A 24,247-nucleotide genomic window follows, 5' to 3' on the forward strand; every position below is an offset into this window, starting at 1 on the left:
CAGTATAACCAAGCCGGCGGCGAGCTCGCGGCGGCGGGCTGCGCGGCCGCGTTGACATCAGTCCGGTCGCATGTCCGCTGCGGCGAGCTCGTCGGCCATGGCGGTGACGGTGCGCGCGAGCGGTGCTTGGCTGATGACGATGGCGCCGCGCTGGGGCTGGTCGAAGTCGATGATGACGGCGATGAGCGCGCTCAGCACCACGGCGAAGGCGCCCATGCGGGTGCGGCTGATATGACCGGCGAGCCCGGCGTTGTGGGCGGCCACGGCGAGCGCGGCGGCCGTGACCAGCACCAGCAGCCAGAACACCACCATGGGCAAGCGGTCGGTGAAGCGTGCGACGCGCGTCGCGTGCAGGTCGAGGACCTCGGTCACCGCCTGCACCAGGGCGTTGGCGAGCGGCCCGGGTGGGTCGTCGGCGAGCACCGCCTTGACGGCAGGCCAGAGCGCGCGCTGCTTCTCTTCGGAACGCTCGACCGTGGCCGCAAAGGTCTGTGTCGCGCTGACATCGGTGTCGTCTACGACTCTGGTGCGCGCGTATTCGTACAGGGCTTGGCGCAGCACGGTGCGCGCGGGCTCCGAGGCCAGGTCGGCGCGCAGGAAGGCGGTTCCCAGCGCGTTCGCCTCGGTGAGCAGCGCCTCCTTGCGCAGGTCCGCGCGGCTCAGGCTGAAGGAGTAAGTGAACGCCAGCAGCAGACCGAGGAGCGCCAGCAGCGCCCCCAGGGTCACATCGCGCTTGGCGATCGCCTCCGGATCGCCGGAGCGCCGACGCGTGCGCAGGCCGACGCGGTAGCCGAGCTCGATGGCGCCGGCCATCAAGACCAGCATCAAGAGAGCCACGGCGAGGGGATGAAGTAGATGAATCGCGGTGAGGTCCATATCGGATCGGGCGCTGCACGGTAAACGGCAATGATAAGCCATCGCTTCGTAAGGCTTCCTGCCCGCCGCTCGGTTGTGGTGGCGGCGGGGGGTCGCTAGGCTGCGCCTGAGCGACCGCCGCCCGCCGCGGCTCGCGGATGCCGTCCCTGCGGAGAAGCCAAGCCATGCTCGCCAATGTTCCGCTGTTCGCTGACCTCGATGCCGACGCCCTGGCGGCGATCGAGCAACAGACCAAGCGCAAGCACTACCAAAAGCGCACCGTCATCATCGAGAAGGGTGACGAGTCCTCTAGCCTGTATGTTCTGGAGCAGGGACGCGCCAAGGTCTACGTTGCCGACGATGCCGGCCGCGAGATCGTCCTGCGGGAGCTCGGCCCCGGGGATCACTTCGGCGAGCTGGCGCTGCTCGGCGGCTCGCCGCGCACGGCGTCCGTCGAGACCCTGACGGACTGCGACGTGCGCCTGCTCACGGGGCCGGTGTTCAAAGACTTTTTGGCGAAGCACCCGGAGGTGGCGCTGAGCCTGATCCGCCACCTGGTGCGCCAGGTTGCGGACCTCACGGACACCGCCAGCGACCTGGCGCTGCTCAGCGTCTACGGGCGCATCGCCAAGGTGCTGGTGGATCAGTCCCGGGATGAAGGCGGGCGGCTCATGACGCCGCCGCTGACCCAACAGCAGATCGCCGATCGGGTCGGCTGCTCCCGGGAGATGGTGAGCCGCATCATCGGGGACCTTAAGACCGGCGGCTATATCTCGCTGGAGGGCAAGCGCTTCGTGCTGGAGCGCAAGCTGCCGGAGCGGTGGTGAGCACGCCGCTCGCCGCGGTGCGACGCGCCGCTTGCACCGGCCGCGCTGTCCCGTTCGCGTCCACAGGTCGCGGCCGGGCGGAGGCTTGCCGGCAGTCGGCCGCCCCGCTAACGTGCTGGTATCCAACCGCAGAGCCCGGCCCGAGCCGGTCTTCGCGACATCTGCATAGACTCCGGGCATGAGCGCCGCACTCCAACTCTACGAGCAACTGACGGAAGCCGGGGACGACAAGACCCGTGCCCGCCTCATCGCCGAGGCCTTCGATGCGCTCGAGGCCCGCTTTTCCGCAGATCAACGACCTTGCCACTGAAGGTCAGCCTGCACAAGGCCATGGCGGCACAGACGCGCTGGCTCATCGGCGGGCTGGCGGTGCTCGGCGTCGTGCTCAAGCTGGCGGATCTGCTGATCGCCTGAGCCCGCCGCGGCGGTGCACGGTGTGCGCTCGTCCGGCACAGCCCGGTACACTCGAATCCGCCGGCAGCCGCTGCCCGCAACGACGCTGCAACAGAGCCATGACCGATCTCGTCTCTCGTGCCCGCAGCTTCGCTACCAAGGCGCACCAGCGCATCGATCAGCGGCGCAAGTACACCCACCAGCCCTACCAGGAGCACCTGAAGGCCGTCGCCGGCCTGGTGGCAGAGGTCAGCGACGACCCGGAAATGCTCGCCGCCGCCTGGCTGCACGACACCGTGGAGGATACGCCCGCCACCTTCGGCGACGTCGAGCGCGAGTTCGGCCCGGCGGTGCGCGAGCTGGTGGCGGAGCTGACGGACGTGAGCCGCCCCGGCGACGGCAACCGTGATGTGCGCAAGGCCATCGACCGCCAGCACACGGCCCGCGCTTCGCCGCGGGCCAAGACGGTCAAGCTCGCGGACCTCATCGACAACTGCCGGGATATCTGCGCCCACGACCCGCGCTTCGCCCGGGTCTATCTCACCGAGGCCGCCGCGCTGCTGGAGGTGCTGGACGAGGGCGATGCCGGGCTCTACCGCCGGGCGCAAAAGGCCGTCGCCGACTGCGCCCGCCGGCTCGGCCTGCCGGAGCCGCCGCAGAGCACGCCGGATGACGACAACTGGCGGCCGCCGGCGGGCCTCAACCTGTCGCAGCGCCGCGGGCTCGGGCTCTTCACCACGGCCTTCACGGCGCGGGAGATCGCGCTGCCGCTGCGGTCCTTCGACGCCGAGCGCCCGGTGGCCGCGCTGCTGGCCCAGGCGCAGGCCGCCCGGTTGGAGGTCGCCGGCGTGCGTCGCGACGGTGTCTGCATCGGCTACCTGCGTACCGACTGCAAGCCTGACTGCGACCCGCCGGATGCGCTGCGCGCCCTCGTACCGGCGCAGGTACTGCGCGGCGACAGCGCGCTCTCGGAGGTGGTGCGGGTGCTGACCCGCTACGACTTCTGCTTCGTCACCGCCATGGGCGACGTCGCCGGCGTCATCACCCGCGGCGACATGCAAAGCCCCATCGTGCGGATGTGGCTGTTCGGCATCATCACCCTGATCGAGCTGGAGCTCGGCGAGCGCATCCGCGCCCGCTGGCCGGACGGCAGCTGGACGCGGCTGTTGTCCGAAGGGCGCCTCAAGAAGGCCGAGACTCTGCTCGTCGAGCGCCGTCGCCGTGGCCAGCACGTGGACCTGGCGGACTGTCTGCAGCTCTCGGACAAGGCGCAGATCGCCATGGAAGACGAGCAGGAGCGCGCTGCGTTCGGCTTGCCGACCAAGGGCGCCGCCAAGCGCGTGATGCGCGACCTGGAGAGCCTGCGCAACAACCTCGCCCACGCCCAGGACATTGTCAGCCACGACTGGCCGCAGATCGCGCGGCTGGCGGAGCGCGTGGAGGAGCTGATGAGCCGGCAGGGGGTTGGCGGGCTCGGCTGGTGAGCCGGTCTCCCCGCACGGCGGCAATGCGCCTTCGGATGAGGTCCCGGTGACAGCGTAGACGGGGTCGTCGGCGCGCGCATGGAGTTATGGTAACTGTCACAGTTTTGGGTTGGGTCTATGCTGATGTCGATTCCCACCTGGATCATCCATCTGTTGACGGTCAGCGAGTGGCTGACGGCATTGCTGCTGATCCACCGCTATGGGGTGCGCATCGCCCGGCCGGGGCTGCGGCTGTTTGCGGTTGCGATGCTGCCGCACCTCGTCGGAGGCCTCCTGGTTCTGGCATTCCACGCGAGCGGTGATCGCGTGGATGGGCTGCTGGACACCGCGCGGCTGTTCACCTTTCTCGGCAGCTGGTCCTTGCTGGCGGCGACGCTTTGGCTGCTGCTGCGGGCTCGGTCTAAGGCCGTCTGGGTCGTTGCGGGACTGATGGCGGCCGGGGTTGGCTGGGGCGTGAGCCGGCTGCTCGGTAAGGCCGATGCGGCGGCACTGCTGCCGGGGGCGAGCCTGGCCTACCTGGCCTTCCTGGTGCTGCTGCTCGTGCTCCAGCGGCGGGAGCCGGTGTTGTTCTCGCCGGTGACGGTCGTCGGGTTCTGGCTCCTGCTGGTGTTCGTCGCCGGCACCATTGCGGCGACCGTTTTCGCGACGGAGCGGCTCGGGCTGCCGAGCCTGTCGCACGCGGATCTGTTGCACAGGGGCAGCGAGCTGTTGCTGACAGTCAGCAATTTGCTGATCGCCTTGGGTGTGTACCGGCGGCTAAGCACCTTGGATGCATCGGATGGGTGCTTGCCCGGGCCGCGGGAAGTAGGTTGCTAGGCGCGATGGAGACGCGTCCAGGGCGTCCAGGGATGGCTGCTGCTACCTGGGCCTATTCGCCACCTCGGTGAAATACCCTGTCGCGCGCAGTAAGACCATGCGCAATAGACCTTGCCTGCGCCGAAGCGCGCATAACCGCTCAGCGTGACGCATCTCGGCCGGGCAGGCAGGCGACGAGCTCCGCATAGAGCTCCTTGCAGGCGGCGAGTTTGGCGCTATAGGGGGCCAGACCGATAGCATCCTTAGCACGCGCCTTCTCTGCGTTCGGACGATAGCTGGTGAGCGCGCCACCGCCGATGGCCCGATGCCTGGCGTCAAGGAGCTGGTTGATCCGGTCGCTATTGCCGGGGCTTGGCTCCAAGCGCCAAAAGCTGGTGGCGTAGTGGGCATTGATTCGGTCGATGACGCCCGCGACGTCTGACATTGCACAGGCAAAGTCTGCCAGGACAATCCGATGGCGTTGCGCCGCGATGACCCGATAAAAGCTCAGGTAACGGTCGAGCATCGCATTAACCGCAAGATGCGGCTCCCGAAGCAGGAAAGAGCGAACGGCGGCCTCGGGATCGCGAAGCAGCACCAGGGTTGGGATGCCCAGGTCGATGGCTAGCAATACCTGCGCCGGGACATGTGCGTGGGTGGCTACCGCACAAGCACGGCCTTGGGCAACCATGAAGGCATACCAGACATAAGTCGATCCCGACCGCGGAAATGCCTCGATCACCAGCTCCGTTTCCGGAGTCACCAGGAATCGGCGCTTGCGGGCTGAGCGCCGGTAGAGCGAGACAGCCAGTCGCGGTCGCTCACCGATCCAGGTATTGGCTCTATAGCGCAGACTGGCTGCAAGGGCGTGGGGCGGGGTCAGCATCGCGCCGGTGTCTTCGGCCCAGCGTCACGGCTGCGGCGGCGAGCGGCTTCGGCCGCCGGCGCCTTCCCTGGGCCGGCCCGCAGTTTGCCCACGGGGCGGATCAGACCTGCTTGGGCGCCGTCACCGGCAGTTCCAGCTCGTGCCAGAGCTTCAGCGTCGCCTCGGCCTGGTTCATGGTGTAGAAGTGAATACCGGGGGCGCCGCCTTCCAGCAGCCGGCGGCACAGGTCCAGCACCACCTCGTGGCCGAAGGCCTTGATGGATTCCTTGTCGTCGCCGTAGGCCTCCAGGCGCTTTCTGATGTAGCGCGGGATCTCCGCGCCGCAGGCGTCAGAGAAGCGCGCCAACTGGTTGAAGTTGGTGATGGGCATGACGCCGGCGATGATGGGCACGGTGATGCCCGCCTCGTCGCAAAGCTCGACGAACTCGAAATAGGCGTCCGGGTTGAAGAAGTATTGGGTGATGGCGGCATCGGCGCCGGCATCCACCTTGCGCTTGAAATTCTCCAGGTCCGCCATGGCGTTGGGCGCCTGCGGGTGGAACTCGGGGTAGGCGGCTACCTCGATCTTGAAGCGGTCACCGTACTCCGCGCGCAGGAAGGCCACCAGCTCGTTGGCATAGCGGAAGGCGCTGCGGCCGGCGCTACCCATCCCTGAGGGCATGTCGCCGCGCAGCGCCACCAGGCGGGTGATGCCCTGGTCGATGTAGTGGCCGATGATGTCGCGCATCTCGGTCTCGTCAGAGCCGATGCAGGCCAGGTGCGGGGCGGTGTCGATGCCCTGGGAGCGCAGCCAGTCGACGGTGGCGAAGGTGCGCTCGCGGGTGGAGCCGCCGGCGCCGTAGGTGCAGGAGAAATACTCGGGGCCGACGGCGTTGAGCTTGGCCACCGTGCCCTTGAGCTTCTCCATGCCCTCCGGCGTCTTCGGCGGAAACAGCTCAAAGCTGAAGGTGCGGGTGTCGGTCGGGGCGTTCATGGTGTGTCACCGTATCGGAGAGTGCTGAACAGAATGCGAAAAGGGCCAAGGGCCAAGGGCCCAGGTCCGGCAGCAGCGTCCGAACCCGGCCCTCGGCCCTCAGCCCCCAGCCCTCTCTTAATACCGGTAATGATCCGTCTTGAACGGCCCGTCGACGGTGACGCCGATGTACTCGGCCTGGTCCGGGCGCAGCTTGGTGAGCTTGGCGCCGATCTTCTCAAGGTGCAGGTTGGCGACCTCTTCGTCCAGGTGCTTCGGCAGCACATAGACGCCCAGGGGATACTCGTCGGGCTTGGTGAAGATCTCGATCTGCGCCAGCACCTGATTGGTGAAGGAGTTGGACATGACGAAGCTCGGATGGCCCGTGGCGCAGCCGAGGTTCACCAGCCGGCCCTTGGCGAGCAGCGTGATGCGGTTGCCATTGGGGAAGACGATCTGGTCCACCTGCGGCTTGATCTCGATCCACTCGTACTTCGAGAGCTTGTCCACCTGGATCTCGTTGTCGAAGTGGCCGATGTTGGAGACGATGGCCTGGTCCTTCATGGCGAGCATGTGCTCTTCGGTGATGACGTCCTTGTTGCCGGTGGCCGTCACGAAGATGTCCGCCTGGCCGACGACGTCGTCGAGCCGCACGACGCGGTAGCCCTCCATCGCGGCCTGGAGCGCGCAGATGGGGTCCACCTCCGTTACCCAGACGTTGGCGCCCAAGCCACGCAGGGAGGCCGCAGAGCCCTTGCCGACGTCGCCGTAGCCGCAGACCACGGCGACCTTGCCGGCGATCATCACGTCCGTGGCGCGCTTGATGGCGTCCACCAGGGACTCGCGGCAGCCGTAGAGGTTGTCGAACTTGGACTTGGTCACCGAGTCGTTGACGTTCATGGCCGGGAACAGCAGCGTGCCCTTCTTGAACATCTCGTAGAGGCGGTGCACGCCGGTGGTGGTCTCCTCGGTGACGCCCTTGATGCCCTCGGCGGTGCGGTGCCAATGGTGGTTGTCACGCTCGAAGGTGCGGTTCAGCACGCCGAGCACGGCGCGCCATTCCTCGTTGTCGTCGGCGCTCGGCTGCGGCACGGAGCCCGCCTTCTCGATCTCGACGCCCTTGTGCACCAAAAGCGTCGCATCGCCGCCGTCGTCGAGGATCATGTTCGGGCCCTGGCCGTCGGGCCAGTTCAGCACCTGCTCGGTGCACCACCAGTACTCCTCCAGGGTCTCGCCCTTCCAGGCGTAGACCGGGATGCCGCGGGCGGCGATGGCGGCGGCGGCGTGGTCCTGGGTGCTGAAGATGTTGCAGGAGGCCCAGCGGATCTCCGCGCCCAGGTCCGCCAGCGTCTCGATGAGCACGGCGGTCTGGATGGTCATGTGCAGGCTGCCGGTGATGCGCGCGCCCTTGAGCGGCTTGCTCGGGCCGTACTTCTCGCGGATGGCCATCAGGCCCGGCATCTCGGTTTCGGCGATGTCCATTTCCTTGCGGCCGAAGTCGGCCAGCGAAATGTCGGCAACCTTGTAGTCGTTGAAGTCTTTGAGCTCACTCATGGTATTCAGCTCCTGAGTATCTTGAGTGAGCGCCGTTGGAACGTTCGGAGCCTCGACCGAGCCTGGCAGGGCGATACCCTGTTGCAGCGCTCCTCGGAACGGGGCTGGAGATGTGCTCGGTGCGGTCGGCTCGGCCTCCTGCGCGGGGCAGCGAGGTCACCTCCGTCTCGGCATTGTGTGTCGGGTCGGGCGGCCGCTGGTGCGGCGGGGATGCGCCGGAGGGGCGCGAGTGACGGCGGCGGATTTTGGCGGCGGATTCCGGCGGGGGAATCTGGCGGGCACTGGCGACGGCCAATGTCCACGGCGCCCGGCGGTACGGCATCCACCGCGCTGTTCGTGTCCGAGCATTGTAACGCGAGCGGGTGGGGCAGTGTCCAGCGCAACGGGCCCGCGCGGCGGCGCGACGCCATCGCCATGGCGGTGCAGGCTCGGCGTCGCATCACCGCGGGCTGTGCCGGCGCCGATGCTCAATCCCGGTATCGGGCGCTCGGTCAGCCCAAACCGGCCGCGGTCAGCCGGGAGGGTGCCGGTCATCCGCCAGGTGCGCGCGGACCAGGTCCGGCTCGATGCCCAGGCTCGCCGCGATCTGCTCCGGCTCCAGGCCGAGGGCGTGCAGCTTGCCGATAGCGCCATCGCGCTGGCGCTCGGCTTCATACAAAGCCTGCTCGGCTTGGTCGCGGGCCTGCTCGGCCTGCTGCCATTGCGGGTGCACGAAGCCCCGGTAGACGGGCTCATGGCGCAGATCGTCGATGCTGGTGCGGGCAATCAGGTCGCTGATGCGGAACTGAAAGCCCGGCAGGGTGCGGGAGCGCACGATGCCGTCCTCGTCCAGGATCGACTCGAAGGTGTCGGCCAGGCCGCGGGACAGGAAGCTGAGCCGCTCGGGGTTGTGGTGGACGATGTAGTACTCGCGCACGCCGCCCTCGGCGTAGTCGCGGCGCTTCTCCACCTCGTCGCGCTCCCGCGCCGCGCGGTCGCTATCCGACAGGGCCTCGATGCAGAGGTCGAAGGTGCCGCGGTACGAACGCTCCAGGTCGCCTAAGGGGACCGGGTTGTTGTTGCGCACCACGGCGAGGTCGGGCTTGCGGATGACGACGCGATCGGGCAGGGCGAGTCGAAAGCCGTGCTCCAGCGCCGTGCATTTGGCGATCGGATGAATCTTCAGGAATTGGTCCAGCAGGGAGCGGAGCCAGTTATAGATCCAGTACGTCAGGTTGTCCGACACCGGCTTCTCCTCAAGGCGGCCGTTGTTCCATTCGTAGTGGACATCCGGGAATTCGTAGTAGTAGGCCCAGTAGTCGGCCTCGGACACCAGGCGGCCGTCGGCATCCATCAGCTCGGCCTCGGTGGGCGGGCGTGCATCGGCGATGGCCGTCGCCTCTGTGTCGGCTGTCTTGGTGCTGGCTGGCGCGGTGGCGGGCATGGGCGCTGTCCCTCGGCTGTGCAGCGGCGGCGACGCCTCGGGATCGGTCGCGGCAGTCGCGGTCGTGCTCAGACTGTGAATCAAGAACTTAGTTGGGCGCTGGCGTTGCGTCAAGCAATCGTGGCGCCCCGGGCCTCATCCTGAAGGGGAAGCCTCCGAGGGATGTTCAAGATAGGCGATGACCTGATCTCGGCGCACGCCGGGGAAACCTTCAAGGAGCTCATCGATGGAATCGCCCGCGGCGATGTAGTCGATGAAGGTCGCGACGGGTACCCTCGTGCCGGCGAAAACCGGTGTCCCGGTGAGGATGTCGTGATCCCGGACGATCACGCTCCTGGGGTCATCTGCTCCTCCGTCGTTTGCATGCCCACTTTGACGGTAGTGCGGCGGAGCCGGAGGTGCAAGTTCCTGCGGCGTGTGGCACGTACCTTATCGCACGCGTGCGGTGCGGACGCCCCGTGCCGGCGCGTGACGCGACGACCGGGGATGCAATACCGCAGGGCAGTGCGTCAGGGCGCCCGCGTGACCACCGCCGCGGCCACCTGCGCCGCCCGAGCACGCGCCTCGTCCACATCCGCCCCGCGCGCCAGCGCGACGCCCATGCGCCGGCGGGTGAAGGCCTCGGGCTTGCCGAACAGCCGCAGCTCCGAGTCGGGCACGGCGAGCGCCTCGGCGACGCCGTCGTAGCCGATACCCACGGCGTCCATGCCGCCGTAGACGACGGCGCTGGCGGCGACGGCGTCGCGGCGCGTGTCCACCGGCAGGCCGAGGATGGCGCGGGCGTGCAGGTCGAATTCGCTCTGGCGCTGGGAGGCCATGGTGACCATACCGGTGTCATGCGGACGGGGGCTGACCTCGCTGAGCCAGACATCGTCACCGCGCACGAAGAGCTCCACGCCGAAGAGGCCGCGCCCGCCGAGCGCCTCGGTGATGCGCCGGGCGATGTCCTTGGCCGCGGCCAGGGCCGCATCGGTCATGGGCTGCGGCTGCCAGCTTTCCACGTAGTCACCGCTGACCTGGCGGTGCCCCACCGGGTCGCAGAAATCAGTTCCTTTCTCGCCGCCGGGCGGCCCGGTGCGCACCGTCAGCAGCGTGATCTCGAAATCGAAGTCGACCACGCCCTCGACGATCACACGGCCCTGTTGGATGCGTCCGCCCACCATGGCGTAGTCCCAAGCGGCTTGCAGCGCGTTGGCGTCGTCGACCCGCGACTGGCCCTTGCCGGAGGAAGACATCACGGGCTTGATGATGCAGGGGTAGCCGACGGCCGCGGCCTGCCGCTCCAGTGTCTCGAAATCGTCGGCGAAGGCGTAGGGCGATGTGGGCAGGCCGAGCTCCTCGGCCGCGAGCCGGCGGATGCCCTCGCGGTTCATGGTCAGCTGCGCCGCCCGAGCCGTGGGGATGACCTCGCACAGGCCCGCTTGCTCCACCTCGGCGAGCACGTCGGTGGCGATGGCCTCGATCTCCGGCACGATGATCGCTGGTCGCTCGGCGTCGATCAGTGCCCGCAGCGCGGCGGGGTCGGCCATTTCGATGACCCGGGCATGATGCGCCACCTGGTGCCCCGGCGCGTTCGCGTAGCGGTCCACGGCGATCACTTCGATACCCAGGCGCTGCAGGGCGATGATGACTTCCTTGCCGAGCTCGCCGGCGCCGAGCAGCATGACGCGGGTGGCATTGGGGGAGAGTGGGGTGCCGATGTTCATGCAGACGCTCGCGGGCCGTTGGTGGGTGTGGGCCGATGTGCGGCGCAGTATACCGAGCCGGTGCAGCGCTCTGGCACCGGTGCCCAGGCGTCAGCGGGCGGAGGATGCTGTTGGACCGTACCCGGCTGGCAGCGCTCGGCGGGTGGCCGAGGCGGGGTTCGTGGGCGCGGCCGGGTGAGGTCGCTGCGAGGGGGGCGATGAGCCGTTGCGCCCGTGTGGGGCCGGTGCTCCGGCGTAGCGGCGACGCGACGCAAGAGCGTCGGGTCTTGATCCCGTGCTGGATCGTAGGAGTTAGCAGGCCAGGGGCGCCAGAGCGTCGGCCTTTGCGCCCGGGCTGGAGCGCACGGGTTGGCATCTGACGTAGGTCCGGCTGAGGAGCGAGGCCCGACGCGGCGTTTCCGACAACCGCTTATCGTCGGGCCTCCTGACGTCGGCCGGACCTACGGCGCGGCGCTCGCCGGGCAGCCGCGAGCAAGACTGACGCGGTCTCTCGCGCCAGCGAGCGGGGAGCTCGCAGGGCATTCGTTCCGCGCCCGTCGCGCGGGCCCTGCGAGCCTCCCGAGCCGCTTACAGCCCGGCTGCGTCGCGCAGCTGCTCGGCCTTGTCGGTGCGCTCCCAGGTGAACTCCGGCACCTCGCGGCCGAAGTGGCCGTAGGCGGCGGTCTTGCGGTAGACGGGCTTCACCAGGCTCAGCATCTGGATGAGGCCATAGGGGCGCAGGTCGAAGAGCTCGCGCACCAGCATGGCGATGCGGTTCTCGTCCACCTTGGCGGTGCCGAAGGTCTCGACGCTGATGGACGTGGGCTCGGCGACGCCGATGGCGTAGGACACCTGGATCTCGCAGCGATCGGCGAGGCCGGCGGCGACGATGTTCTTGGCCACGTAGCGGCCGGCGTAGGCCGCGGAGCGGTCCACCTTGGACGGGTCCTTGCCCGAGAAGGCGCCGCCGCCGTGGCGGGCCATGCCGCCGTAGGTATCGACGATGATCTTGCGCCCGGTGAGGCCGCAGTCGCCGACGGGGCCGCCGATGATGAACTGGCCCGTGGGGTTGATGTGGATCTTGGTGTCGCTGTGGATCCATTCCTTGGGGATCACGGGCATGACGATGGTCTCCATCACCGCCTCATGGATCTGTTGTTGGGTCACGTCGGGGTCGTGCTGGGTGGACAGCACCAGGGCGTCCACACCGACCACTTCACCGTCGCGATAGCGCATGGTGACCTGGCTCTTGGCGTCGGGCCGCAGCCAGGGCAGCGTCTTGTCCTTGCGGACCTGGGACTGGCGCTCCACCAGGCGATGCGCGAAGGTGATGGGCGCGGGCATCAGCACGTCGGTCTCGTTCGTGGCGTAGCCGAACATGAGCCCTTGGTCGCCGGCACCCTGCTCCTCGGGACTCTTGCGATCCACGCCCTGGGCGATATCCGCGGACTGCTTACCAACCAGCGACATCACGGCGCAGGTGTTGCCATCGAAGCCGACTTCGGAGCGGTCGTAGCCGATCTCGTTGACGACACGGCGCGCCAGGCTGTCGAAGTCCACGTGGTGGTCGGTGGTGATCTCGCCGGCGACGATGATTGCACCGGTCTTGATCATGGTCTCGCAGGCGACGCGGGCGGCGTCCGCGTTCGGATCGTTTTCCAGGATATCGTCGAGGACGGCGTCGGAAATCTGGTCCGCGACCTTGTCGGGATGACCTTCGGACACGGATTCGGACGTGAAGAGCAGTTCGTTTGACATAGCGATATGAGGGCGCCCCCGGGCGCTCTTTGTTGCTGTGGGTGAGGTGAGATGAAGTCTTGCCGCGTGGGACTGCGGCGGTCGTGAGTCCCCCATACTAACCGAGCCCGCCAGCGATTAACAGATGCCGGCACAGACCACCGGGCTTCCCGCGGCGGCCGGTTCGGGTACCATGGACAACCTTTTCCCATCGAAATCTGCGCTCTAGGAGGCCGCAATGGTGTCTCTCGAAACCCCCGTCTGCGATTTCGGACAGCCCGCACCGGATTTCTCGCTGCCCGGCGTCGACGGCAACACCTGGACCCGTGACCGATGCAAGGGCCCGAACGGGCTGCTGGTGATGTTCATCTGCAACCACTGCCCCTACGTGCAGGCGGTACGTGAACGTATCGTGCGCGATGCGCGCGAGCTCGCCGATCTCGGTATCGGCTCCGTGGCCATCATGTCCAACGACCCGGCGGACTACCCGGAGGACTCCTTCGAGCACATGCAGCAGGTGGCCGCCGAATACGGCTTTCCGTTTCCTTACCTGCTGGACGAGTCTCAGGCCGTGGCCAAGGCCTACGGGGCCGTGTGCACCCCGGATTTCTTCGGTTACAACGCGGATCTGGGGCTTCAGTATCGCGGCCGGCTGGACGCGAGCCGCAAGGAGGCGGCGCCGGCGGACATGCGTCGCGACCTGTTCCTCGGTATGAAGCAGGTGGCCGAGACGGGTCAGGGGCCCGCGGAGCAGATCCCGAGTGTCGGCTGCTCCATCAAGTGGCGGGACGAGGCCTGAGCACGGGCGCGGCGGGGCGGGCACAGGGTCCGCCCGGCGCCCCGCCGCCGGGACCAGAGCGGTTCGACTTGCCTATAGCCGAGTGAAATCCTTAATATTAGAAAGTTATGAAGATTGCATCGCCTGCTGCGATGTCAGCTTCTGGCTAAACCGCGCTTTTTGCGCAAGAATACGCGGTCCACTACCTGGAGGCTGTCACACGCCGGCCGTCAGACCCGTGCGGGATGTGCGCCCGCATGGTTGAGCGTTCGACCCGCCGCAGGCGCAAGCGTCTGCTGCGTCGGACTCGGTTACAGCGCAGCCGCGAGGCCCGTTGCCACCCGTTCAAGAGAGCCCCCGCCGGCCGCCGGCCCCAATTACGGATACGGGTCCAGAGGGAGACCCGCCAGCAGCGCCCGACACATGGGGCTCAGGGGGCCAGCTCAAGCCGCTGCGCGGGCGATCGAGCTCCTGCCAGATCGCATTGATAAACCGACCGAAGGAGAGATCCTTATGTCCTCACGCAAAGAACTCGCGAACGCCATCCGCGCGCTCAGCATGGATGCGGTGCAGAAGGCAAAGTCCGGACATCCGGGCGCACCCATGGGCATGGCGGACATCGCCGAGGTGCTCTGGAACGACTTCATGAAGCACAATCCGGCAAACCCGGAGTGGGCGGACCGCGACAGGTTCGTGCTCTCTAACGGTCATGGCTCGATGCTGCTGTATTCGCTGCTGCATCTCACCGGTTACGATCTGGACATCGAAGAGCTCAAGCAGTTCCGCCAGCTCCATTCCAAGACCCCGGGCCACCCGGAATACGGCTATGCCCCGGGTATCGAGACCACCACGGGCCCCCTCGGGCAGGGCGTCAGCAACGGCGTCGGGATGGCGCTCGCAGAGAAGGTCCTGGCCGCACAGTTCAACAAGCCCGGCCATGAGATCGTCGATCACCATACCTATGTGTTCCTCGGCGACGGCTGCCTGATGGAAGGCATTTCCCACGAGTCCTGCTCCCTGGCCGGCGCGCTCGGCCTCGGTAAGCTGATCGCCTTCTACGATGACAACAACATTTCTATCGACGGCGAGGTGCGCGGTCACGGGGACGTACCCGCCTGGTTCCTGGACGACACACCCAAGCGTTTCGAGGCCTACAATTGGCATGTCATCCCCGAGGTGGACGGCCATGACCCGGAGGCCGTCAAGGCCGCCATCGAGGAAGCCCGCGCCGTCACCGACAAACCGTCGCTCATTTGCTGCCAGACCATCATCGGTTACGGCTCCCCCAACAAGCAGGGCAAAGAGGAATGCCACGGCGCGCCCCTCGGCGACGACGAGATCACCCTGACCCGCGAGGCGCTCGGCTGGACCCATCCCCCCTTCGAGGTGCCGGACGATATCTACCAGGCCTGGGACGCGCGCGAGCGCGGCACCGTCGCCGAGCAGTCCTGGAACGAGAAGTTCGCCGCCTACAAAGCGGAGTTCCCGGCCGAGGCCGCCGACTTTGAGCGCCGCATGGCAGGCGAGCTGCCCGAGGACTTCGAGGCCAAGGCGCAGGCGTTCATCCAGTCGGTGAACGAGAAGGGCGAGAAGGTCGCCACGCGCAAGGCCTCCCAGCAGGCGCTCAATGGCTATGGCCCGAGCCTGCCGGAGCTGCTCGGGGGCTCGGCGGACCTCGCCGGCTCCAACCTGACGCTGTGGTCGGGTGCCAAGGGCGTCAAGCCCAATGACGCCGCCGGCAACTACGTCTACTACGGCGTGCGCGAGTTCGGCATGTCCGCGGTCATGAACGGCATCACGCTGCATGGCGGCTTCAAGCCCTACGGCGCCACCTTCCTGATGTTCATGGAGTACGCCCGCAACGCGGTGCGCATGGCAGCGCTGATGAAGATCAACCCGATCTTCGTCTACACCCACGACTCCATCGGCCTCGGCGAGGACGGCCCGACCCACCAGCCGGTGGAGCAGATCTCCATCCTGCGGCTGACCCCGCGCATGTCCACCTGGCGCCCCTGTGACGCCGTCGAGACAGCCGTCGCCTGGAAGCTCGCCCTGCAGCGCACCGGCGGGCCCACCGCGCTGGTCTTCTCCCGCCAGGGTGCCGCGCACATGCCGCGCACCGACGACCAGATCCGCGACATCGAGCGCGGTGCCTATGTGCTCAAGGACTGCGACGGGCTGCCGGATGCGATTGTCATCGGCACCGGCACCGAGGTCGGCCTGGCCATGGAGGCCGCCGACAAGCTCACCGCCGAAGGCCGCAAGATCCGGGTCGTCTCCATGCCCAGCATGGACACCTTCGACGCCCAGGACGCCGCCTACAAGGCCAAGGTACTGCCGGAGACGGTACCGGTGCGGGTCGCCGTCGAGGCCGGCGTGTCGAGCCTCTGGCCGAAGTACGTCGGCATGCACGGCAAGGTCGTCGGCGTGGACACCTTTGGCGAGTCCGCCCCGGCCGGCGATGTCTACAAGGCCCTGGGCGTCACGGCCGAGTCCGTCGCCGACGCCGTCAACAGCCTCCTTTGAGCGTCGAGTCCCGAGTAACGAGGTGCGAGGAAGGTCTGTGCTTACTCGCCACTCGTTACTCGTCGCCGACGGCGCTCGATTCCGAGAGCAGCTGCTTTCCAACCTTCGTTCCGATCAGGAGTAACCGAACATGACCCTGAAAGTTGGCATCAACGGCTTCGGCCGCATCGGTCGCATGGCCTTCCGCGCGATCAGCAACGAGTTCCCGAACATCGAGGTGGTCGGCATCAACGACCTGCTGGACCCCGATTACCTCGCCTACATGTTGAAGTACGACTCCGTGCACGGCCGCTTCCAGGGCGACGTCGCCGTCGATGGCACCAGCATGATCGTCAACGGCAAGTCCATCCGCCTCACCGCCGAGATGGACCCGGCCAACCTCAAGTGGGACGAGATCGGCGCCGATCTGGTCATCGAGTGCACCGGCTTCTTTCTCACCGAAGAGACCTGCCAGAAGCACATCGCCGCCGGCGCCAGGAAGGTGGTGCAGTCCGCGCCCTCCAAGGACGCCACGCCCATGTTCGTCTACGGCGTGAACCATGGCGTCTACGAAGGTCAGCCCATCATCTCCGCCGCCAGCTGCACCACCAACTGCCTGGCGCCGGTCACCAAAGTGCTGCACGACAACTGGGGCGTGAAGCGCGGCCTGATGACCACGGTGCACGCCGCCACCGCCACCCAGAAGACCGTCGACGGTCCCTCCAAGAAGGATTGGCGCGGTGGCCGCGGCATCCTGGAGAACATCATTCCCTCCTCTACCGGCGCTGCCAAGGCCGTGGGCAAGGTCATGCCGGAGCTGAACGGCAAGCTCACGGGCATGGCCTTCCGTGTGCCGACGTCCGATGTCTCAGTCGTGGACCTCACCTGCGAGCTGGACAAGGACGCCTCCTACGACGACATCTGCGCGGCCATGAAGTCCGCCTCCGAGTCCGGCGACCTCGCCGGCGTGCTGGCCTACACCGACGACAAGGTGGTCTCCACCGACTTCCGCGGTGCCAACACCCCCTCCGTCTTCGACGCCGGCGCCGGCATCATGCTCGACGCCACCTTCGTCAAGGTCGTCGCCTGGTACGACAACGAGTACGGCTACACCTGCAACATGCTGCGGATGGTGGAGCATGTAGCGAAGTGAGTGACGAGTAACGAGTAACGAGTGACGAGTATCGAGGGGACGGCTCTGCCTCGATACTCGCTCCTCGACACTCGATACTTGCCAGAGCAATGCGGAAAGCGTGAAGACGCTTTCCAGATTGCTTAAGACATTCGACACCACTGCACGAGGCTCCCGTTTATGTCTTTCACCAAGCTCACCGACCTCGACCTCGCCGGCAAGCGGGTGCTGATCCGCTCGGATCTCAACGTCCCGGTCAAGGGCGGCAAGGTCACCTCAGATGCCCGTATCAAGGCGTCCCTGCCCACCTTCGAGCACTGCCTCGAGGCCGGGGCCAAGGTCATGGTCATGTCCCACCTCGGCCGCCCGGAAGAGGGCGTGTATTCCGAGGAGGACTCCCTCGCCCCGGTCGCCGCGGACCTGAGCGAGAAGATGGGCCGCGAGGTGCGCTTGGTGCAGGATTATCTCGACACCGCGCCGGAAGTCGGCGACGGCGAGCTGGTGCTGCTGGAGAACGTGCGCTTCAACAAGGGCGAGAAGAAGGACAACGAAGCCCTCGCCAAGCAATACGCGGCGCTCTGCGACGTCTATGTCATGGACGCCTTCGGCACCGCCCACCGCGCTCAGGCCTCCACCCACGGTGCCGGCAAATTCGCGCCCACCGCCTGTGCGGGTCTGCTGCTGGCCGAAGAGCTGGACGCGCTGCACAAGGCGCTGGCCGATCCCAAGCGGCCCATGGTCGCCATCGTCGGCGGCTCCAAGGTCTCCACGAAGCTCACGGTGCTGGAAGCCCTGTCCACCAAGGTGGACCAGCTGGTGGTGGGCGGCGGCATCGCCAACACCTTCATCAAGGCCGCCGGTCATAACGTCGGCAACTCTCTGTACGAGGCAGACCTGGTGGACACCGCGAAGAGCCTGATGGACAAGGCCGAGGCCGCCGGCGCCACCATCCCCATCGCCACCGACGTGGTCGTCGGCAAGAAGTTCGACGAGAATGAGCCCGCGGTGCAGAAGAAGGTCGACGAGGTCGCCGACGACGACATGATCTTCGACATCGGCCCCGACAGCGCCAACGCGCTCGCCGACATCATCGAGAAGGCCGGCACCGTGGTCTGGAACGGCCCGGTGGGCGTGTTCGAATTCGACCAATTCGGCGAGGGCACCAAGACCATCTCCATGGCCATCGCCGAGACCGACGCCTTCACCCTCGCCGGCGGCGGCGACACCATCGCCGCCATCCAGAAGTACGACATCTACGACAAGGTGTCCTACATCTCCACCGCCGGCGGCGCCTTCCTGGAGTTCCTGGAAGGCAAGACGCTGCCGGCCGTGGCGATGTTGGAGGAGAGGGCTAAGGATTGAGGGCTGAGGGCTGAGGGGGCGCCCGAGTGGATCGGTCATTGGTCCTCCGCCCTCCGCCCTGCTCGGCAATCTCGCTGTTCCCCCGCTGTTCTGAGCAAGCGCCTATGCCGCGTCGAACCAAAATCGTCGCCACCCTCGGCCCCGCCACGGATCCGCCCGGGGTGCTGGAGGACATGGTGGCCGCCGGGCTGAATGTGGCCCGGCTCAACATGTCCCACGACACCTACGAGCGCCAGCGCAAGCGGGTGGAGCGGGTGCGCACCGTGGCCAAGGCCATGAAGCACCCGCTGGGCGTGCTCATCGACCTGCAGGGGCCGAAGATCCGGGTCGGGCGCTTCGAGGGCGATCAAATCCAGCTGAGCCAGGGCGACACCTTTAGCATCGACCTGGATTGCCCGCTGGATTCGGGCAATCATGAGCGCGTCGGCTGTACCTATGCTTACCTGGCCGACGACCTGATGCCCGGCGACCAGCTCCTGCTGGACGACGGCGCCATCGAGCTGGAAGTCACCGAGATCTACGGGCGCAGCATCAAGTGCAGCGTGCTCCTCGGCGGCAAGCTCTCCAACAGCAAGGGCATCAACAAGCGCGGCGGCGGCCTGTCGGCGCCGGCACTCACCGACAAGGACAAGGCCGATATCGCGTTTGCCGCCGAGATGGAGGCGGACTACCTGGCGGTGTCTTTCGTGCGCAGCCCGGACGACGTCCACCTCGCCCGCCAGCTCTTCGTCCAGGCCGGCGGCAAGGGCGGCATCGTCGCCAAGATCGAGCGCGCCGAGGCCCTGGAGCACGCCACCGAGATCACCAAGGCCTCCGACGTCATCATGGTCGCCCGCGGCGACCTCGGCGTGGAGATCGGCGACGCCGAGCTGCCGGCGGTGCAAAAGCGCCTCATCAGCGAGGCGCGGGACCTGGACTGCGTCATCATCACCGCCACGCAGATGATGCAGTCCATGATCGACAACCCCATCCCCACCCGGGCCGAGGTCTTCGACGTCGCCAATGCCGTGCTCGACGGCACCGACGCCGTGATGCTCTCGGCCGAGAGCTCCGTTGGCAAGTACCCCGCCAAGGTAGTGGCCGCGATGGCGCGCATCTGCGCCGAGTCCGAAAACTACCGTCGCAAGTCCCGCCACCGGCTCGACACCCGCTTCAAGCGCGTGGACGAGGCCATCGCCATGTCCGCGATGTACGCCGCCAATCACCTGGGCGTCAAGGCGGTCGCCGCGCTGACGGAGTCCGGCAGCACCGTCAAATGGATGTCGCGGCTCAACACGGGCATTCCGATCTACGCCCTCACCCGCTTCGTCCATACCCGACGAAAAGTGACGCTTTACCGGGGCGTCTACCCGATAAACTTCGACGTCGCGTCCAAGAATATCCACGAGGTCAACCGCGAGGTCATCGAAGAGCTGCTGCAACAGGGCACCGTCGTCGACGGCGACCTGGTGATCATCACCAAGGGCGACCGCGGCGGCGTCGAGGGACAGACCAACATCATGAAGATCATGCGCGTCGGCGAGCACAAGCTGCTCGCCGGCGACTGAGGCGAGCACCGCCCACCACCCAACCTGCGACACCCACTCAGCGACACCCACTCAGCGACATAGGAGAGCCCACCATGGCCTTGATTTCACTCCGCCAGCTTCTGGACCACGCCGCCGAGCATCAGTACGGCGTACCCGCATACAACGTGAACAACCTGGAGCAGATGCGCGCCATCATGGAGGCCGCCGACGAGTCCGACTCGCCGGTCATCGTTCAGGCCTCCGCCGGTGCCCGCAAGTACGCCGGTGCACCCTTCCTGCGTCACCTGATCCTCGCCGCCATCGAAGAATGGCCGCACATCCCCGTGGTCATGCACCAGGACCACGGCGCCTCCCCGGCCGTCTGCCAGCGCTCCATTCAGCTGGGCTTCAGCTCCGTGATGATGGACGGCTCCCTCGGCGAGGACATGAAGACGCCGATGGACTACGACTACAACGCCCGCGTCACCCGCCAGGTGGTGGACATGGCCCATGCCTGCGGCGTCTCCGTCGAGGGCGAGCTCGGGTGCCTCGGGTCGCTGGAGTCTGGCATGGCCGGTGAAGAGGACGGCTCCGGCGCCGAGGGTAAGCTCTCCCACGATCAGCTCCTCACCGACCCCGAGGAGGCCGCGAAGTTCGTCGCCGACACCCACGTCGATGCGCTGGCCATTGCGATTGGCACCAGCCACGGCGCCTACAAGTTCACCCGGCCGCCGACGGGTGACATCCTCGCCATCCAGCGCATCCGCGAGATCCATTCCCGCATCCCGGACACCCACCTGGTCATGCACGGCTCCTCCAGCGTGCCGCAGGAGTGGCTCAAGATCATCGACGAGTTCGGCGGCGACATGGGCGAGACCTACGGCGTGCCGGTGGAAGAGATCGCCGAGGGCATCAAGAACGGTGTCCGCAAGGTCAACATCGACACCGACCTGCGCATGGCCTCCACTGGCGCCATCCGCAAGCATCTCGCGGAGAACCCGAAGAACTTCGACCCCCGCAAGTACCTCGCGGCCTCCACCAAGGCCATGAAGGAGATCTGCAAGGCGCGCTACGAGGCCTTTGGCACCGCCGGCAACGCCAGCAAGATCAAGGTGCTGTCGCTGGAGGACATGACCGACCGCTACGCCAAGGGCGAGCTGGACCCGAAGGTGAACTGACCGCTGCTCCGCTCACTTCAGCGGACTGCTTCGCTAAGGGCGCTTCAGCGCCCTTTTTTTGTCCGCACGACACATCCCAGCAACTGGTGATGCCCGCTGTCTTCTGGTCGCCGTGCGCAACTGTCTCTCTTTTTGCGTGTTCGTCTTCGTGATGAGCTGCTCTTGCTGAGCTTTGGGCAAGTCCCCCGTACACGTATAAGGACTCGACCGATCCCGCTGCCTCCGCCCATCCGCGATAATTCAGGGCTTGGAATCCTACAGCGATGTCGGTCTTGGCTTTGCCGCCGGGAGGCGTAATGCGAGTCATCGGGACGAAGGTCGGAGGGGCGCTGGCAGCCTTGGTGCTGTGGTCGGCCCATTTGGTCATCGCCGTGGCGGATGCGCCCGAGGATGCATCGGCTGCGGCACAGCGTCATCACGACAGAGGCAACCTGTCTGCGGCAGTCATCGAGCTGAAGAACGCGCTGAGAGCGGACCCGAACGACGCCGAAGCGCGCTACCGGCTCGGCGCGATCCAGCTGCAGCTCGGTGACGGCGCGGCTGCGCATAAGGAGCTACTGCGCGCGCGGGAGCTCGGGCGCGAGGGGCTTGCCCCGTTTCTGGCGCGAAGCCTCCTGCTGCAGGATGAGCACCAGCGGGTACTGGACGAGTTTCCGCCGGATTCGACGCTGCCACCTTCCGAGCAGGCGCTTTTGTACGCGGTCCGCGGCGATGCCCATATGGCACTCGATGATGCCGACGCGGCGGCTGCGTCCTATGCGATCGCATTGGACATTGTGTCGGAGCAGCCGGATGCATTGCTCGGTCAGGCGCGGCTGGCTATGCGCAACGGCGAGGCGGATATTGCGCGGACCAAGCTCCGGGCGGCGTTGGCAGTTCGGCCGGGCTTCGCTGCCGCCTGGCTCCAGCTCGCGCGGATCGAGGCGGCTGCCAACGATGCTGCCGCCGCTGCGCCCGCCTTCGGCAAGGCCATCGAGTACGCGCAGCCGGACTTCGGACCGCGCATCCAGCGCGCGATGTTCTTCATCGAGCAGGGAGACTATGACGCCGCACAGGAGGACATCGAGATGCTGCGCATGCGTCACGAAGGCCATCCGGCCATTGCGCACCTCCAGGGCCGCGTCGCCTTCCACACCGGGCGTTTCGATCGGGCCCACGAGCACTTCGAGCGTGCCGGCGGTGTGCCGGCCTTTCAGCGCGAGCTGCCGTTCTACCGTGGTGCCAGTGCCCTGGCCACCGGGCAGTACGAGCAGGCCCGGGACCTGCTCGGCCGCTTTCTCGATGCCAACCCCGACTCCAGCAGCGCTGCCCGTCTCCTCGCCCGCGCCCGTTTGGCCACGGGCGACGCCGCCGGCGCTGAGGAGCTCCTCACTAGGCTGCTGCTGGAGGACCCCGAAAACGCCGACGCATTGAGGCTCATGGCGCGTATCCGTGAGCGGCAGAGCGATGCTGATGGCGCGGCGGCGTATCGCCGTCGGCTCGCCGTGTTGGAGCCCGATGATCCGATGCTTGCTGCGGATCTGGGCTTGAGTCTCGTCAAGGGCGACGACGACGCCGTAGTGGAAGGACTCGAGATCTTGCAAACGGCCCTGCGGCAAGAGCCCGATAACCTGATGGCGGACATTGGAATCGTGAGCGCCTTGCTGCGCAAGGGACAGGGCGAAGCGGCGCTGTCGGCCGCAGAGTCCATGGCGGAGAAATATCCAGACAACGGTGCGCCCTGGGCCCTCGCTGGCATCGCTCGCGGGACGCTCGGGGATCTTGACGGGGCGCAGCGGGCTTTCGAGCAAGCACTGGTGCTCGCCCCGGGTGAGCCGTCCACGGCAGCCAACCTTGCCGCGATAGCTCTGAAACAAGGACGTGTGGACGACGCCCGGGGCTATTACGAGCAAGCGCTCGGGCAACGGCCGCAGCATGAGCAGACCCTGCTGAAGCTGGCGCAGCTCGAAGCGCGCTTGGGCAATGATCAGGCTGCGGAGACATTGCTCGAGCAGGCCATCAAGGCGCACCCGCAGCGGCTCGCGCCGCAGTTCGCCCTGGTGGGCTTCTACCGAGATCGTGGTCGAGTCGAGGAAGCGCTGCTTCGGCTCAAGCGTATACAGGACGCTTTCTCCGCCGACCCGCTGTACTGGTCCGTCTTGGCCGTGCTTCAGCTCAGTAGCGGTGCTCCCCAAGCAGCGGTGGCGAGCCTCAATCGGCGGATCGAGCTGGAGCCAGCGGAGGCGGCGGCGCACTTACAGCTCGCCAATGCGTACGCGGCGGCAGGTGATGACGCCGGCTTCGGGGTGGCGCTATTCAAGGCCCTTGAGCTGCGTCCAGACCACCCTGCGGCAAGCCGGTTGGTGGAATATTTCCTGGGCCGCGCGAAAGATGCCGAGTCCCGAGTGGCGCGCATGGAGCGGATCCGAGCGCTAGCCCCGGATCGGGTCGAATTGATCTTGGCGGACGCGGCCGAAGCCCTGCGTCAGAACCGTCCGGCCAGTGCCGAGGCATACTTGCATAAGGCGGCAAAGCGCGTCCCGCACGATCCGCGCTTACCTCTCGAGCTCGCGCGTGTGCAGCTGAAGACGGGTCGCCCGGCGGACGCCCTAGCAACCTTGGAGGCAGCGGCGCGGGATATCCCGGGCAACGCGCGAATGCTGATGGTGCTGGCTGAGCTCCAGCTCGCTTCGGGGCGCGCCGCCGACGGTAAGGCCAATCTGATGAAGGCCGCGGAGCTGGCGCCCAAGAACGCGCAGGTACGCAACAACCTCGCTTGGCTCCTGCGCCAAGACGACCCGGACCAAGCCTTGACGCTCGCGCGGCAGGCCGTCGAGCTGAGCGAGCGTCGCGAGCCGAGCTACCTCGATACCCTCGGCATGATTCTGCTGCAGTCGGGCGATGCGCAGGCAGCGCAGGCGGCATTACTGGGCGCGGTTTCCATTGCGCCGGCCAATGCCACCTTCCAATACCACTATGCCTTGGCGCTGGAGGGGGCCGGGAGCCGTGACCGCGCGCGGCGCGTGCTGTTGCAACTGCTGTCTCAGGCGCATGATTTCCCCGAGCGCACCCAGGCGGAGGCACTGGTCGAGCGTTTGCGCTGAGGACACCGACGCCAGCGGCGTAAATGTGCTTGGGCTGATGGTGCTGTCGATGGCCTCGCGCACCGCAGCGGCCAAGTCGTGGCGATGGCCCCGGGCTGCACCGCTTCTGC

The 24,247-nt window shown here is 67.0% G+C and carries 19 protein-coding genes and 1 riboswitch; of the genes, 11 read left to right on the top strand and 8 right to left on the bottom strand.

Going from position 1 to position 24,247, the window contains the following annotated elements; genetic code table 11:
• Nucleotides 1–57: 57 nt before the first annotated feature.
• On the bottom strand, nt 58–825 hold the full coding sequence (locus CKO31_RS05510; protein ID WP_200234785.1) for a bestrophin-like domain: 768 nt from the start codon (nt 823–825) through the stop codon (nt 58–60).
• 215 nt (nt 826–1,040) lie between these two features.
• Between CKO31_RS05510 and CKO31_RS05515 the strand changes: the two genes are divergently transcribed.
• From CKO31_RS05515 to CKO31_RS05525, 4 genes are all read left to right on the top strand, one after another.
• Nucleotides 1,041–1,682 (top strand): Crp/Fnr family transcriptional regulator, encoded by a 642-nt coding sequence (locus CKO31_RS05515; RefSeq protein ID WP_200234787.1) that lies wholly within the window; start codon nt 1,041–1,043, stop codon nt 1,680–1,682.
• Nucleotides 1,683–1,860: 178 nt separating this feature from the next.
• The gene (locus tag CKO31_RS27165) at nt 1,861–1,992 is read left to right on the top strand and encodes a hypothetical protein (RefSeq protein ID WP_274607697.1); all 132 of its coding nucleotides are present in this window, start codon (nt 1,861–1,863) and stop codon (nt 1,990–1,992) included.
• Between the two features lie 202 nt (nt 1,993–2,194).
• Complete coding sequence (locus CKO31_RS05520; protein WP_200234789.1) at nt 2,195–3,559, top strand: HD domain-containing protein; 1,365 nt, start codon at nt 2,195–2,197, stop codon at nt 3,557–3,559.
• Between the two features lie 123 nt (nt 3,560–3,682).
• Nucleotides 3,683–4,375 carry a DUF2499 domain-containing protein gene (locus CKO31_RS05525; protein ID WP_200234791.1) on the top strand — a complete coding sequence of 231 codons (693 nt, stop codon included), beginning with the start codon at nt 3,683–3,685 and terminating at the stop codon, nt 4,373–4,375.
• Nucleotides 4,376–4,514: 139 nt separating this feature from the next.
• Here CKO31_RS05525 and CKO31_RS05530 read toward each other — a convergent pair whose 3' ends face one another.
• The 7 genes from CKO31_RS05530 to metK form a co-directional block, all read right to left on the bottom strand.
• Nucleotides 4,515–5,240 (bottom strand): hypothetical protein, encoded by a 726-nt coding sequence (locus CKO31_RS05530; protein WP_200234792.1) that lies wholly within the window; start codon nt 5,238–5,240, stop codon nt 4,515–4,517.
• A gap of 100 nt (nt 5,241–5,340) precedes the next feature.
• A complete protein-coding gene (gene metF, locus CKO31_RS05535) occupies nt 5,341–6,213 on the bottom strand; it encodes a methylenetetrahydrofolate reductase [NAD(P)H] (protein WP_200234794.1) in 873 nt (290 codons plus the stop codon).
• Nucleotides 6,214–6,330: 117 nt separating this feature from the next.
• Nucleotides 6,331–7,746: an adenosylhomocysteinase gene (ahcY, locus tag CKO31_RS05540; protein ID WP_200234796.1), complete on the bottom strand. Its 1,416-nt coding sequence runs from the start codon at nt 7,744–7,746 to the stop codon at nt 6,331–6,333.
• 20 nt (nt 7,747–7,766) lie between these two features.
• Nucleotides 7,767–7,847: riboswitch (S-adenosyl-L-homocysteine riboswitch) on the bottom strand.
• A 410-nt stretch (nt 7,848–8,257) separates the two neighbouring features.
• Nucleotides 8,258–9,169 carry a Uma2 family endonuclease gene (locus tag CKO31_RS05545; RefSeq protein ID WP_242475171.1) on the bottom strand — a complete coding sequence of 304 codons (912 nt, stop codon included), beginning with the start codon at nt 9,167–9,169 and terminating at the stop codon, nt 8,258–8,260.
• A gap of 135 nt (nt 9,170–9,304) precedes the next feature.
• Nucleotides 9,305–9,499 (bottom strand): DUF433 domain-containing protein, encoded by a 195-nt coding sequence (locus CKO31_RS05550; protein ID WP_200234798.1) that lies wholly within the window; start codon nt 9,497–9,499, stop codon nt 9,305–9,307.
• 179 nt (nt 9,500–9,678) lie between these two features.
• Complete coding sequence (purT, locus tag CKO31_RS05555) at nt 9,679–10,875, bottom strand: formate-dependent phosphoribosylglycinamide formyltransferase (RefSeq protein ID WP_200234800.1); 1,197 nt, start codon at nt 10,873–10,875, stop codon at nt 9,679–9,681.
• A gap of 567 nt (nt 10,876–11,442) precedes the next feature.
• Nucleotides 11,443–12,612 carry a methionine adenosyltransferase gene (metK, locus tag CKO31_RS05560; RefSeq protein ID WP_200234802.1) on the bottom strand — a complete coding sequence of 390 codons (1,170 nt, stop codon included), beginning with the start codon at nt 12,610–12,612 and terminating at the stop codon, nt 11,443–11,445.
• Nucleotides 12,613–12,829: 217 nt separating this feature from the next.
• On the opposite strand from metK, the gene CKO31_RS05565 reads away from it, so the two are divergent.
• From CKO31_RS05565 to prsT, 7 genes are all read left to right on the top strand, one after another.
• On the top strand, nt 12,830–13,390 hold the full coding sequence (locus CKO31_RS05565) for a thioredoxin family protein (protein ID WP_200234804.1): 561 nt from the start codon (nt 12,830–12,832) through the stop codon (nt 13,388–13,390).
• Between the two features lie 492 nt (nt 13,391–13,882).
• Nucleotides 13,883–15,895: a transketolase gene (tkt, locus tag CKO31_RS05570; RefSeq protein ID WP_200234806.1), complete on the top strand. Its 2,013-nt coding sequence runs from the start codon at nt 13,883–13,885 to the stop codon at nt 15,893–15,895.
• Between the two features lie 130 nt (nt 15,896–16,025).
• Nucleotides 16,026–17,027, top strand: a complete 1,002-nt coding sequence (gap, locus tag CKO31_RS05575; protein WP_200234808.1) for a type I glyceraldehyde-3-phosphate dehydrogenase — start codon at nt 16,026–16,028, stop codon at nt 17,025–17,027.
• Nucleotides 17,028–17,186: 159 nt separating this feature from the next.
• Nucleotides 17,187–18,368 carry a phosphoglycerate kinase gene (locus CKO31_RS05580; protein WP_200234809.1) on the top strand — a complete coding sequence of 394 codons (1,182 nt, stop codon included), beginning with the start codon at nt 17,187–17,189 and terminating at the stop codon, nt 18,366–18,368.
• Nucleotides 18,369–18,472: 104 nt separating this feature from the next.
• Entirely contained in the window at nt 18,473–19,915 is a 1,443-nt protein-coding gene (pyk, locus tag CKO31_RS05585; RefSeq protein WP_200234811.1) for a pyruvate kinase, read from the top strand.
• A 74-nt stretch (nt 19,916–19,989) separates the two neighbouring features.
• The gene (fba, locus tag CKO31_RS05590; RefSeq protein ID WP_200234813.1) at nt 19,990–21,054 is read left to right on the top strand and encodes a class II fructose-bisphosphate aldolase; all 1,065 of its coding nucleotides are present in this window, start codon (nt 19,990–19,992) and stop codon (nt 21,052–21,054) included.
• Nucleotides 21,055–21,350: 296 nt separating this feature from the next.
• Entirely contained in the window at nt 21,351–24,137 is a 2,787-nt protein-coding gene (gene prsT, locus CKO31_RS05595) for an XrtA/PEP-CTERM system TPR-repeat protein PrsT (protein WP_200234815.1), read from the top strand.
• Nucleotides 24,138–24,247: the final 110 nt, after the last annotated feature.

This window comes from Thiohalocapsa halophila, assembly GCF_016583825.1.
In the GTDB taxonomy this organism is placed as follows: Bacteria; Pseudomonadota; Gammaproteobacteria; order Chromatiales; family Chromatiaceae; genus Thiohalocapsa; species Thiohalocapsa halophila.

Coding starts and splice junctions, on each gene's coding strand:
- CKO31_RS05510 (WP_200234785.1), bottom strand. CDS start 825: ATGCTGGTCTTGATGGCCGGCGCCATCGAGCTCGGCTACCGCGTCGGC.
- CKO31_RS05515 (WP_200234787.1), top strand. CDS start 1,041: ATGCTCGCCAATGTTCCGCTGTTCGCTGACCTCGATGCCGACGCCCTG.
- CKO31_RS27165 (WP_274607697.1), top strand. CDS start 1,861: ATGAGCGCCGCACTCCAACTCTACGAGCAACTGACGGAAGCCGGGGAC.
- CKO31_RS05520 (WP_200234789.1), top strand. CDS start 2,195: ATGACCGATCTCGTCTCTCGTGCCCGCAGCTTCGCTACCAAGGCGCAC.
- CKO31_RS05525 (WP_200234791.1), top strand. CDS start 3,683: ATGTCGATTCCCACCTGGATCATCCATCTGTTGACGGTCAGCGAGTGG.
- CKO31_RS05530 (WP_200234792.1), bottom strand. CDS start 5,240: ATGCTGACCCCGCCCCACGCCCTTGCAGCCAGTCTGCGCTATAGAGCC.
- metF (WP_200234794.1), bottom strand. CDS start 6,213: ATGAACGCCCCGACCGACACCCGCACCTTCAGCTTTGAGCTGTTTCCG.
- ahcY (WP_200234796.1), bottom strand. CDS start 7,746: ATGAGTGAGCTCAAAGACTTCAACGACTACAAGGTTGCCGACATTTCG.
- CKO31_RS05545 (WP_242475171.1), bottom strand. CDS start 9,169: ATGCCCGCCACCGCGCCAGCCAGCACCAAGACAGCCGACACAGAGGCG.
- purT (WP_200234800.1), bottom strand. CDS start 10,875: ATGAACATCGGCACCCCACTCTCCCCCAATGCCACCCGCGTCATGCTG.
- metK (WP_200234802.1), bottom strand. CDS start 12,612: ATGTCAAACGAACTGCTCTTCACGTCCGAATCCGTGTCCGAAGGTCAT.
- CKO31_RS05565 (WP_200234804.1), top strand. CDS start 12,830: ATGGTGTCTCTCGAAACCCCCGTCTGCGATTTCGGACAGCCCGCACCG.
- tkt (WP_200234806.1), top strand. CDS start 13,883: ATGTCCTCACGCAAAGAACTCGCGAACGCCATCCGCGCGCTCAGCATG.
- gap (WP_200234808.1), top strand. CDS start 16,026: ATGACCCTGAAAGTTGGCATCAACGGCTTCGGCCGCATCGGTCGCATG.
- CKO31_RS05580 (WP_200234809.1), top strand. CDS start 17,187: ATGTCTTTCACCAAGCTCACCGACCTCGACCTCGCCGGCAAGCGGGTG.
- pyk (WP_200234811.1), top strand. CDS start 18,473: ATGCCGCGTCGAACCAAAATCGTCGCCACCCTCGGCCCCGCCACGGAT.
- fba (WP_200234813.1), top strand. CDS start 19,990: ATGGCCTTGATTTCACTCCGCCAGCTTCTGGACCACGCCGCCGAGCAT.
- prsT (WP_200234815.1), top strand. CDS start 21,351: ATGCGAGTCATCGGGACGAAGGTCGGAGGGGCGCTGGCAGCCTTGGTG.